Source organism: Paenibacillus sp. DS2015, from assembly GCF_050433705.1.
Classification (GTDB): Bacteria; Bacillota; Bacilli; order Paenibacillales; family Paenibacillaceae; genus Paenibacillus_AQ.
The window spans coordinates 71073-83690 of the sequence record NZ_JBNPWS010000004.1; the positions used below are offsets into that span (position 1 = coordinate 71073).

11 protein-coding genes are annotated in these 12618 nt (G+C 40.5%); 2 read left to right on the forward strand and 9 right to left on the reverse strand.

The genetic code is table 11. The annotated features are described in order from the left end of the window. Positions 1-40: 40 nt before the first annotated feature. Positions 41-1489, reverse strand: a complete 1449-nt coding sequence (locus tag J2T13_RS05375; RefSeq protein ID WP_429369068.1) for a bifunctional metallophosphatase/5'-nucleotidase — start codon at positions 1487-1489, stop codon at positions 41-43. A gap of 161 nt (positions 1490-1650) precedes the next feature. Between J2T13_RS05375 and J2T13_RS05380 the strand changes: the two genes are divergently transcribed. Both J2T13_RS05380 and J2T13_RS05385 read left to right on the forward strand, forming a co-directional pair. Further along, positions 1651-2382: a molybdenum cofactor biosynthesis protein MoaE gene (locus J2T13_RS05380; RefSeq protein ID WP_429369070.1), complete on the forward strand. Its 732-nt coding sequence runs from the start codon at positions 1651-1653 to the stop codon at positions 2380-2382. 83 nt (positions 2383-2465) lie between these two features. Further along, positions 2466-3512 (forward strand): HD-GYP domain-containing protein, encoded by a 1047-nt coding sequence (locus tag J2T13_RS05385; RefSeq protein ID WP_429369072.1) that lies wholly within the window; start codon positions 2466-2468, stop codon positions 3510-3512. A gap of 113 nt (positions 3513-3625) precedes the next feature. Here the strand turns inward: J2T13_RS05385 and J2T13_RS05390 are convergent, their stop codons facing one another. The 8 genes from J2T13_RS05390 to J2T13_RS05425 all read right to left on the reverse strand — a co-directional run bounded on the left by J2T13_RS05390 (position 3626) and on the right by J2T13_RS05425 (position 12386). Then, positions 3626-5203: a PTS sugar transporter gene (locus J2T13_RS05390; RefSeq protein WP_429369074.1), complete on the reverse strand. Its 1578-nt coding sequence runs from the start codon at positions 5201-5203 to the stop codon at positions 3626-3628. A gap of 193 nt (positions 5204-5396) precedes the next feature. Beyond that, a complete protein-coding gene (locus tag J2T13_RS05395; protein ID WP_429369076.1) occupies positions 5397-6038 on the reverse strand; it encodes a DUF4352 domain-containing protein in 642 nt (213 codons plus the stop codon). A 409-nt stretch (positions 6039-6447) separates the two neighbouring features. Then, positions 6448-7845, reverse strand: a complete 1398-nt coding sequence (gene sufB / locus J2T13_RS05400) for a Fe-S cluster assembly protein SufB (RefSeq protein WP_429369078.1) — start codon at positions 7843-7845, stop codon at positions 6448-6450. Positions 7846-7866: 21 nt separating this feature from the next. Then, complete coding sequence (gene sufU, locus J2T13_RS05405; RefSeq protein ID WP_429369080.1) at positions 7867-8292, reverse strand: Fe-S cluster assembly sulfur transfer protein SufU; 426 nt, start codon at positions 8290-8292, stop codon at positions 7867-7869. Further along, positions 8282-9502: a cysteine desulfurase gene (locus J2T13_RS05410; RefSeq protein WP_429369082.1), complete on the reverse strand. Its 1221-nt coding sequence runs from the start codon at positions 9500-9502 to the stop codon at positions 8282-8284. Before J2T13_RS05410 ends, sufU begins: the two co-directional genes overlap by 11 nt. Further along, positions 9499-10806, reverse strand: a complete 1308-nt coding sequence (sufD, locus tag J2T13_RS05415) for a Fe-S cluster assembly protein SufD (protein ID WP_429369084.1) — start codon at positions 10804-10806, stop codon at positions 9499-9501. Before sufD ends, J2T13_RS05410 begins: the two co-directional genes overlap by 4 nt. Before the next feature lie 24 nt (positions 10807-10830). Beyond that, a complete protein-coding gene (sufC, locus tag J2T13_RS05420; RefSeq protein ID WP_429369085.1) occupies positions 10831-11613 on the reverse strand; it encodes a Fe-S cluster assembly ATPase SufC in 783 nt (260 codons plus the stop codon). Between the two features lie 308 nt (positions 11614-11921). Further along, positions 11922-12386 (reverse strand): Dps family protein, encoded by a 465-nt coding sequence (locus J2T13_RS05425; RefSeq protein WP_429369087.1) that lies wholly within the window; start codon positions 12384-12386, stop codon positions 11922-11924. Positions 12387-12618 lie beyond the last annotated feature (232 nt).

Here is a 12618-nt window from a genome sequence, read left to right on the forward strand (position 1 = left end):
AACTTAAATTGAATAACAATAACTATCCCATCTCGCTTTTTCATGATGTTTGAGATACGTCAATCCATCTCGATTCATAACCTTCATCAAGACTTCCCGGCCGCTGGAGCTCCATGTGAAGGATGTCCCTTAATAACTCTGGCAGAATGTATCTTGCATCATGCCCATCTGCAATTTTCTCATAACCCACTCTAAAAGTGAACATGTCAATCGTACCTACTTCATAATCCTTGTCATCGACTAACCGTTCACCTTGTACATAAACTTCAATAATTCTATCATAAGGGATTCGTCGACTATCGTACAAGACTTCGACACCATCAAGGGCAATACTACCTAGAACCTTCCCTCGGAAACCATACCCTATAATCCTCTTTTCCGTAAACTCAGGTAACAAACTCTGTTCAAGAGTATATCGAATGTCGGAGCCTTTTAGTTTGAGAACACTCGCATTAATAGGCGAAGGACATAAACGATGTAAAAGCCCTTTGGTAATCTCCCCCTCATGAAGTGAACCAAGCAGTTGTCCCGTATTCACCATAGAAAGCTTACACCCTGTGAAGTAACGTAACGATTGAGCCAGTACATTTCCAAAAGGAGATTCCTGAGCATCCATATTTAATGGTAGGGCACGATCCGTCACAGCAATCGTTTGATTTAAGGCCGTCTTCGCTTGCTCCTGATGTATCATAAGCGCTTCACTAATCGTCTCTTCTACAAGCGAAAGATCAACGGGTATACACTGACCAGACATGACTCTGAACAGCCCTTCCTGATCTCGTTCCATCTTAACTTTCCCTACATATTGTCCAAACTTTCCTGTCGCGCAAATCGCTGTATCCCCAACAAATAAAGGCTCTTCCAGCAAATGGTGTGTATGCCCTCCCAAAATAAGATCAATCCCTGCAACCTGCTCTGCCAATAAACGATCCGTAGGTAGTCCTAAATGGGATAAGACGATCACAACGTCCACTTGTGGTCTAAGAAATTTAATTTGTTCCTCTAGAGCAGAAATAGGCTCAAGAGCCCTCCAACCAATCAATTTATAGAAATTATCATATGGAGCAGTTGCTCCAGTAATACCTATAGTAATACCGCCCTTTGATAAGATTGTATAGTTTTCCATCCAAGAGGGAGTCGTTTCCCCCTCTACATTTCGGATATTGCAGCAGACAATAGGACATAACAATCCAGCATATGCAAGACTTAGGACATCTGGAGTAAAGGTTAGTCCTTCATTGTTTCCGATCGTTATCGCATCATATCCTGTAAGATTCAGAATATCTGTATTAACCTGTCCCATACTTCCTTCAGTCTCCATCGCCATTCGATCCATGTGATCCCCTATATCAAGAAGTAAAACTGTATCTTCTATGGCCATAGATTTCTCCCGCTTAATCAACGCTGCGATAGAGCCCACCGTTTCAAAATGGCTATGTATATCATTTGTATGCAAAATGGTTAATTGTCCGTTATGATCCAAAGCCATCTTGTGCTATCCCCTCTCTACATTAATTACAGAGAGCACAGTTTCCTCTGAGCTAATTGTGGGCACCTGTACTGAAGGCTCTTCTAGTACGTTATCATAACATTTTCATGATGGTTATGGTATATTTAAGGAAATATCAGACATGCATGAGGTGAATAAAAATGCAAATTACAATTAGACTCTTCGCTGGTCTAGCCGAGAATTTAGGGACCTCTTTATTGAAATATAACATCATTGAGCTACCTATTACTACTGAACAACTCAAAATAGTTCTATCTACATCCTATCCTCAAGCCACTTCTCAAATCGCAAGTTCCTTTGTCGCTATTAATCAGGAATATGCATCAGGTCATGATCTCATTACTGACAAGGATGAGATAGCGTTAATCCCTCCAGTCTCTGGTGGGGATGGTCAGTCAGACACACCATTAACTCAGAGTTCCTCAAATGACATGTATGTCATAACAGAGGTACCCCTTTCAATAGAACAAGTTACGACGAAAGTGCTTAATCATAATCATGGTGCCAACCTCACATTCATTGGCACAACAAGAGAAATGACCGGCGATCAACGTACAGTTCATTTAGAATATGAAGCCTATATTCCAATGGCACTCAGTACATTAGAGAACATAGGCTTAGAGATGCAAGTCAAGTGGCCCGGTATTCAATGTGCCATCTCCCATAGAGTAGGTACCGTTAATATTAAAGAAATTAGTGTTATTATTGCGGTCTCTACAGGTCATAGAGATACATGTTATGAAGCAAGTCGATATGCCATAGAACGATTAAAACAATCAGTCCCGATATGGAAGAAGGAAATCTGGGATGATGGGTCAGAGTGGAAAGGTCCACAAGGGCACTGGGACCCAACTTTACCTACTAAAAATTAATGAAAAAACATTGTTAATCCAGTATTTTCCTGATAATATCATTAGTAATACTATCTATCTATTGATAAGGGGACTTATACTAAATGAGAGTTCATGTAACAGATTTAAAACCCGGTGATACGTTACTATCGGACACGTTTAATAGAGTTGGATTACATGTCCTATCAAAAGGTACTGTATTAAAGGCTGACGGTATTAGTCAACTTGTTAAGCACAGTATCGACTATGTCGACGTCGAGCCTGTTACAGAAGATGAAATTCTAAGAGAATCAGCTGCACTTCAAGATTATCTCTATAAGACTAAACCTCAATTATCTCAAGTTGTACAGGGTTTTGGAAGCCTTTTCCTTGAAGCATCCAACACGGGTAAAGTGAATGATGGCATGGTTGATGATATTCTTGAACCTTTAGTCGATCAACTAAACGGTCACACCGATGTTGTATCCTTATTACTTGCACTTGATCAAGAAGATGATTATACATATCACCATTCTATGCAAGTTGGTATGCTATCCTATTACATAGCCTCTTGGCTTGGCTATTCTCCAGAGGATTGTTATATTGCTAGTAAGGCAGGCTATTTACATGACATAGGTAAATCTAGAATTCCCATTGAGATTCTAAATAAACCTGGAAAATTAACCCCAGAAGAGTTTGAACAAATAAAACTTCATACGACTTATGGATATGAGATCATTCGTGAATCCACCTCACATGCTACGACTGCACTTGTGGCATTACAACATCACGAACGTGACGATGGTAGCGGATATCCTCTCCAACGATCAGAGCATGAAATACATCCATTCTCACAAATAACAGCTGTTGCCGATGTATACAGCGCAATGACAACAAAGCGAGTGTACCAATCGAAACAGGAGCTTCTAGCTGTTCTACGGGAAATTCATAATCTTAGCTTTGGCAAACTCGCTCCTAGACCTACACAAGCTTTTATACGACATATGCTTCCTAATTTTATTGGCAAGAAGGTATTACTTTCATCTGGCCAGTCAGGAATCATCATTATGACAAATCCAGTCGATTATTTCCGCCCACTAGTACAGATTGATACGACCTTTATTGATTTATCTATTGAGCGATCTTTATCTATTAATGAAGTATTGATGTAGGATGTATATAATATTAATAAAAGGACTTCCCCCGGCTATCAGATATGATAACAGTGGAGAGTCCTTTTATTTTCTTGTGTAACACTCTTTTATAAACATTCTGATTGATTTACCTATACATTCTGTTCTATTTGTTTCTTGTTCTTTACGGTTTTGTTAGCTACCAACGTAATCAGTAGGGATAGAGTCAGAGCCACCAACATCGAGGTAGTAAAACCAATTAAGTTATTAGACAGAAAGGGTCCCATAAATGAAGGGACATAAGCGGTGCCACGAACGTTAAACACGCCCACGAGTCCCCCTCCTACACCAGACACAAAGATCGCACCTGCAAAGACCATTTTATTAGAAAACATGAATGGATATGCTGCCTCAACAAAAGTCCCGAAGCCCATATTAATAAGAAACCCAGGAGTAGCTACCGCTGCTTCTCCTTTATCTCTAGGTGCTATAATGTTAGCTAGTGTAATTCCCGCGGATACCATAACCAAACCAACCATATCTATAGCTCCTAAGAAGCTATTTCCTGTTTTCTCCATTTCAAGTAAAACGATAGGAAGAATAGCAGCGTGGTAGACACCTCCAAGAATAGCTGGCCAGATCAAAAGACCCGCAATAACTCCTGCTACAATAGGATTGAATGATATCGCCAGGTCAATGATGTACTTGATGAATTCCCCCAACTGCAACGCAAACGGAGCGATCAAGAAATACATGATAAGCCCGGATATTAGACCAGCTAGACCTCCGGCCACAATATTCACGGTCGTCATCGGGAAACGCCATTGTACACATTTTAAAAAGAAGTAGTGAACAAGTAATCCAGCCCCGATACCACCAATGATGCCGCCGATAATACCCCCTTGAATAGAAAGTGTTCCTGCAATAACCCCAGCTACAATAGATACCTCGTCCAAATCAGAAATCTGTTTCGCAGCAATGACAGCTAGAACTACTGGTAATGCTTTTAGCAACAAATCAAACACTTCACTTAATCCTTTTAAAGCGGGAATTTGACTGAGCGCAAGTACAATAGCCATAGCAATAAAACCTGGTAAGGAAGATTGCATAATACCTTTTAGATTGATTTTCTTCCAAGGTTTTTCGGCTGCCGATGGATCAGGTGATTGGGAGCTACCAAGAACAGGATAATACTTCATTCCCCAATATTGGCACAATGATTGAATAAAGGATACCGCTCTTGTCCGGTTCGTCGTTCCAGTTGTCCCAGATGTAGCAATGACGTTCACTCCCTTGGAACTAATCAGAGCCATAGATGTCCCACCTGTACCCACAAGTGGTATTCCTTTCTCTGCAGCTGCTATAATCGTTTGTTTATTCGTATGATTTGGGTCGGCGCTCATGGTTATAACACCATCGATGAGACCTGCTCGGATTTGACTAGCAATCTCAGCATCGAGTGCTACTGACGCCTGGTTCGTATCTTTCAGTAATCCCTCAAAATTGTTTTTTAGGCTATTTTGTGCTGAATCCCATCCATACAACACTGCTCTCGTATTCTCTTTTGCAATATCCATAGATTCTGCCGCTGCTATAAATTGCACCACGCCCATCTCTAGACCAGCACTATTGCTTTGTGCAACGATTTCTCCAATTAACTTATGCGGGTCTTTCCCCCCCAGATTAAACAGGTTTCCCCCGCTGCTGCCTACGATTGCTATTCGTTTCATTTGTCTGCCCCTCATCTAGTTACTTTTGTCCTTTACCTAATCACCGTGTTACCTCATTATACTAACGTCTCTATGAATAACAATAGATAGGGATAAAAAACTATTGAATTTCTCAGGTCCTGATCGTGTACGTGACACGTCGATACGACGAGTAAAAAGGCCCCGCCGCTGGCAGGACCTAATGTGTGGTATGTTATTTGTTCTTCAGAATTATCTTAACTTCCCCTTCACTACTAAAACTTAAAGCGGTCAAGTCAACATCGATCTCAAGTTCTGACCAGTCCTTGGGTAATTCATAAGCTAGTTTACCCTTAAGTTTCTTGCCCGCCGCTAATGCGCCATCAAGCGTAGGAATAGTGGTATCAGCTATCTGCGCACCTATCGATTCGTTTATTGAAAAACCATCTTGATACGCATTAAACATCATTAATGAACTAACGGTGTAATCCTTATCTGAGATATTCTCTATAAGTACAACGACTTCTACGAACTTGTTGCCATCTGCAGGTTTGTTAAAATCATTTCCTTCTAGTTTATTTAATGATTCAACTGTAAGCTTAAAGTTCTTGGTGCTTATACTGTCTCCGACTTTACTAATCGTTTTATCTTCTTGCTCATCTACCTCTTCTACCTTTTCTACTGGTTCGACTTCTTTCTTAGGCTCTGTAGTAGCAGGCTCTTTAGCGGGTTCAGATTCAGGTTGTTTTTCAACTGCTGCAGGCTTGTCCGCTTTGTCTTCGCTGTTCATCGATCCTATAGCACCTATCACCACGATGATAATGAGCCACACCCACCATTTTTTATACCATGCTTTTTTCTTTTTGATCTCTTCCAATTTAATTCCCCCTATATTAACATTTTTATTTATCAAAATCTGCTAAAGTCTAGTTAACTTCGGCAAGATCAGATGAATACTTCGAATACCTGCACATAGGATCGATCTGCAATTCCAGTGCTCCTTGCTCGCTCAAAAATAAGACCTAAGATATGGACCGTTGATCCTAATCAACCTTTTCAGCATCCAAAAAATGGTTCATTTTTCCTATGATGACAATACGGTGTAGAAGTTGTAAAGTTCCAAACTTTAATATGTACCGATCAAATATTCCATATTGATTACTTTTCAAAGCCTACGCAAATTAAAATACGTGTCCGAGCAGCTTAGACACTAGAGTGTGAAAGTCACTACAGACACGTATTTATGTTACTTCTAAGAGTAAGAATAAAACTTTAGTTGTACAAAATTACCCGATAGACCCTTCCATCTCATGTTTGATCAGACGGTTCATTTCAACTGCATATTCCATTGGAAGTTCTTTTGTGAATGGCTCGATAAAGCCCATAACGATCATTTGAGTCGCTTCCGCTTCGGTAAGTCCGCGGCTCATCAGATAGAACAATTGTTCTTCTGATACCTTAGATACAGTCGCTTCGTGCTCAAGTGTAATATTATCATTCATGATCTCGTTATATGGAATAGTATCTGAAGTAGATAGGTTATCCATAATTAGCGTATCACATTTAATGTTAGATTTCGCGCCCTCTGCTTGACGACCGAAGGAAGCTAGACCACGATAAGTTACTTTTCCTCCATGCTTACTGATCGACTTCGAGACGATTGTAGACGTGGTGTCAGGTGCTAAGTGAATCATCTTAGCTCCTGCATCTTGATGCTGGCCTTTACCTGCAACAGCGATAGAAAGAACCATACCTTTAGCTCCACGACCTTTAAGGACAACTGCTGGATATTTCATCGTCAGTTTGGAACCGATGTTACCATCAACCCATTCCATCGTTGCATTCTCTTCAGCTACAGCACGTTTAGTCACTAGGTTATAGATATTTGGAGCCCAGTTCTGAATCGTTGTATAACGAACGCGTGCATTCTTCTTAACGATAATTTCTACCACGGCACTATGAAGGGAATTCGTACTGTAGATTGGAGCTGTACATCCTTCTACATAATGCACCATGCTATCTTCGTCAGCAATAATGAGTGTACGCTCAAATTGTCCCATGTTCTCAGAGTTAATACGGAAGTATGCCTGCAATGGCACTTCACATTTCACTCCTTTTGGAACATAGATGAAGCTACCACCTGACCATACAGCACTATTCAATGCAGAAAACTTATTATCAGCTACTGGAATTATAGTACTAATATATTCTTTCACGATTTCAGGATGTTCTCTTAGCGCTGTATCCATATCCATGAAGATAACCCCTTGATCTTCAAGGTCCTTCTGCATGCTATGGTATACCACTTCTGATTCATACTGTGCAGATACACCAGCGAGAAATTTCTGCTCAGCTTCAGGAATACCTAGCTTATCAAACGTTTCTTTAATTTCAGAAGGCACTTCTTCCCATGTCTTTCCTTGCTTATCAGAAGCTCTAACGAAATATTGGATTTCATTGAAATCCAAGTCATCCATATCGCCGCCCCATTTAGGCATTGGCATCTTGAAGAATTGCTCCAATGCTTTTAGACGGAAATCAAGCATCCATTCTGGTTCATTTTTAATTTTGGATATTTCCATCACGATTTCGCGAGTTAAACCTTTTCCTGATTTAAATACAGATTCATGCTCATCACGAAAGCCGTATTGATACTCTTCTACTTCTTCTAATTGTTTAGCCATATGATTTCAGCCTCCCTTACATTATTTGTTCTGATCGTCTATTCCTTTACGCAGTGCATTCCAAGCTAAGGTTGCACATTTAATGCGAGCTGGGAATTTGTTCACTCCAGATAAGGCTTCTATATCCTCGTATTCGTCGAACTGCACATCTTCACCCTTCATAAGAGCTGAGAAACGTGCTGCTAAATCTTGTGCTTCTTCGAAAGTCTTACCCTTCACAGCAGCTGTCATCATAGAAGCAGAGGACATGCTGATCGAGCACCCGTCACCAGAGTATTTAGCATCTCGAACAATTCCGTCTTCAAGCTTGAGTTGAAGTGTGATTCGATCTCCACAAGTCGGATTATTTAAATTAATCGTTACAGCATCCTCTTCAAAAGTTCCCTTATTCCGAGGAGTTTTATAATGGTCCATGATTACACGACGGTATAAATCATCAAGTTGCATCGCCAAAGTACTCCTTTGTCTGAATTAAGGCACTAACGAGTCTGTCAACGTCGTTTTCTGTATTGTACAGGTAGAAGCTAGCACGAGCAGTAGAGTTCACTTCTAACCAACGCATCAACGGTTGACAACAATGATGCCCCGCACGAATCGCAATTCCACTTGCATCTAATACAGTTGCTACGTCATGCGGATGAACTTCTGCTAAATTGAAGGTAACAAGGCCTACTTCACGATGACGTGGACCATATAATGTAATGCCTTCAATCTCAGATAAACGATCCATCGCATATGCTGCAAGCTTACGCTCATGGCGTTCAATATTATCCATGCCAACTTCCTCAAGGAAATCAATCGCCGCTGCTAAGCCCACAGCTCCAGCAATGATAGGAGTCCCCCCTTCGAATTTCCAAGGGAGTTCCTTCCAATTCGATTCATAGAGCCCAACATCATCGATCATTTCTCCACCAAATTCTACAGGTTCCATGGCTTCGAGTAACGCCTTCTTACCATACAATACCCCAATGCCAGTCGGTCCACACATCTTATGACCCGAAAAGGCATAGAAATCACAATCCAAGTCCTGAACATCAACGGCCATATGAGGGGTGCTTTGTGCTCCATCTACAACGATAATTGCGCCGTTACGATGAGCAATTTCAGCGATTTTTTTGACAGGATTCACGACGCCCATGACATTCGAGACATAGCCAATAGCTACAATCTTAGTACGAGCTGTAACCACCTTCTCAACTTCTGCCAAATCGACTGATCCATCAGGTTGTAATGCTATATATTTCAAAGTAGCACCAGTAGCTTTAGCTACTTGCTGCCACGGAATGAGATTACTATGGTGTTCCATAGGAGTAAGTACAATCTCATCACCCTCACCGCAGACACTTCGAGCATAAGAAGAAGCAATCATATTCAGAGCTGTCGTAGTTCCACGAGTGAAAATAATCTCTTGCGTACTACGAGCATGAATGAATTTGGCAACTTTCTCCCGCGCACCTTCATACGCATCTGTAGCACGACTACCGAGTGTATGCACACCACGATGTACATTCGCATTATCCCGTTCATAATAATGCTGCAGTGCCTCAATAACCACACGCGGCTTCTGAGAAGTTGCCGCGCTGTCCAAATATACTAACGGATGTCCATTGATCTCCTGCTGCAATATTGGGAACTGCTCCCGGATTACATTATTCATTGTCCTAACTTCCTTTCAACTAATGACTGAAGTTGGGCCTGTAATCCTTCCAACGGAATTTGTGATACCACTGGAGCTAAGAAGCCGTATATAACTAGCGCTTCAGCCTCAGAACGTGAAATCCCACGAGACATAAGATAAAAAATTTGTTCAGGATTCACTTGTCCAACAGAAGCAGCGTGCCCTGCTGTTACATCATCTTCATCTATAAGTAGAATTGGATTCGCATCTCCACGTGCTTTTGGACTCAGCATTAATACTTTCTCTGTCTGCTGACCATCGGATTTGCTGGCCCCTTTCTCAATCTTCGTAATCCCATTAATGATGGCAGTCGCCTTCTCACGAATAACAGCACGAGTGATCATCTGGCTAGTCGAACTTTTGCCAAAATGTTGTGCTTGTGTCGTATAGTTCAACTTCTGCGCACCTGATCCGACAGCAATAACTTTAGCATCTGTCGTGGAACCATTTCCTTTAAGAATCGAATTCGTGTTACTCATCGTATCTCCGCTGTTCATTTCACCAACGATCCATTCAATAGAAGCATCATTCTCAACTACAGCTCGACGATAGCTTAAATCTGTAACAGACTCACCCAATTGGTGAACAGATGCATAACGGACTTTAGCTCCAGCTTTAATGAATACTTCCGCAGCTCCATTATGAAGTATATCTCCATCTAGCTCGCCAGACACATAGTTATCAACATAAGTGACTGAACTATTCATCTCTGCCACAATTAGTATATGCGGTGCAAATGTTGCTTGAGCTTCATCTGTCAGGAATATAGCCTGAAGCGGAGTTGTTACTTCTACATTCTTAGGAACATAGAGGAATACACCTCCATTCCAAAGTGCTGCATGTAATGCTGTAACGGAATTCTCATCACTCTTAACAGCATTGTGTAAATAAGTCTTTACTAATTCTCCGTGTTCTCTAGCTGCAGTGTGAAGATCTGTAAAGATAACACCCTGTGCAGATAATTCAGGAGATAGTTTAGTGTAAACCACGCCTGAATTACGTTGAACGATAAGGCTACCAGATGCTTCATGATCCTTAATTAAATCTTGAATAGAGTTAGGAACTCCATCCAAAGACTGAATCACAGTAGCTTCCTGATACTTTCCGTAAGCTTGTGTATTCCATCTGTCTATTCTTGTCTTCTCAAGCTTTGGTAATTCCAACTGAGCCGCCAATTCCAATGCTTTGAATCGTAATTCTGTTAACCAATCCGGTTCATTATTACGCTTGGAGATTACTTTCAGGCTTTCGGCGTCAACCGGAAGAATGGTTTGTGTTGTCATATCGTTGTCCTCCTTCCGTTATATTTACGCTTCTTGACCTACAGTTTCATCTTCAATACCAAGTTCTTCTTTTACCCAATCATAGCCTTCTGCTTCTAGTCGTTCAGACAATTCTGGACCACCAGACTTCACAATAACCCCTTGCATCATGACATGTACAAAGTCAGGTTTAATGTAGTTTAGTAGACGTTGGTAGTGGGTAATCACAAGGAAACCACGATCTTCACTTCTCATTGCATTTACGCCATTAGCTACGATTCTCAATGCATCAATATCTAAGCCGGAATCAATCTCATCAAGAATGACAAGTTTGGGATCTAGCATCATCATTTGTAGAATTTCGTTACGTTTCTTTTCTCCACCTGAGAAGCCTTCATTTAAATAACGGTGAAGAAATTCAGGATTCATTTCTAGTTCCTTCATTTTGGCTTCCATTTGACGAATGAACTTGATCAAAGAAATTTCACTACCTTCTTCACGACGTGCATTAATAGCACTGCGAAGGAAATCAGAGTTGGTAACACCCGAAATTTCACTTGGATACTGCATCCCTAAGAAAAGACCCGCACGTGCACGTGCGTCTACTGCCATATCAAGCACATCTGCACCATCTAAAGTTACTGAACCTGCTGTTACTTCGTACTTAGGATGTCCCATTAGCGCAGAAGCGAGTGTACTTTTACCTGTACCATTCGGTCCCATCACTGCATGAATTTCTCCACCCTTAATTTGAAGGTTGATTCCCTTCAGTATTTCTTTACCCTCGATTGATGCTTTAAGACCTTCAATGACGAAATTTGTTGCCATGTTTGTTTCCCTCCGTTATATAGATGTTATACCCATATTCGATATTTTGTAGAAACCGGAAATATATTAACAGGGACAATGCCCCCGATTTCAAGTGTGTTTATACTCATTCTAAACTACTTCGTCTTGATTCTCAATGATTATCATTTAATTTTATTATAATTGACTAATCTTATCAAATTTTTATAAGCTACATTCCCATTTGTACAACGACTTCCGCTTATTTTTCGATAAAGAAAAAAAGACCTGGCCGCATTTATCAGCCAAGCCTCCTTCTATATATTGAAACAAACTCTCAATGTTTATACTTAACCTAATAACGAGCGAAGAATCCACATATGTTTTTCAAGATCGCCTTTGATCTTAATGAACATGTCAACCGTAGGATGATCCTTAGCATCTTCTGCAAGGGTAATACCCTCATCTAACTCCTCAGCTACAGTAGCGAAATCCTCAATGATAGCTTGCACCATTTTACGAGCATCCTCTTTGCCTCCTGCTTCTTGAATCGTTGCCAGTTCAAGATATTCCTTCATTGTTGCAGACGGACTACCTTTGATAGTTAGCAAACGCTCAGCTACTTCATCCATTATTAATGTTACATCATTATAGAGCTCTTCAAACTTCGCATGTAGCGTTACAAACTGTTCACCTCTAACAAACCAGTGAAAGTTATGAAGTTTCACATATAACACGTTGAAATTTGCGACCTGTTGGTTCAGTGCCTGTTGTAAAGTCTCATTTTGTAATTTAGTTGACGTTGTTTTTGCCATTGTAATCCCTTCCTTTTCCATAAGTATAAGTTAATGTTAGAACCTTAAACTAAGTAGTCATAATATTGTGTAGACTTCTTACTCTCACTCAATCTCTTATAACTATATTTACCCTTTACAATAGAGTGTGAAACAAGAACCTTCCAACAAAACAGTTTAAAACCATTCTACTTTCCGTTATACTTAATTACCAAGTAACTGAGTTGGTTTTTATGATCCATCATTCATTCTG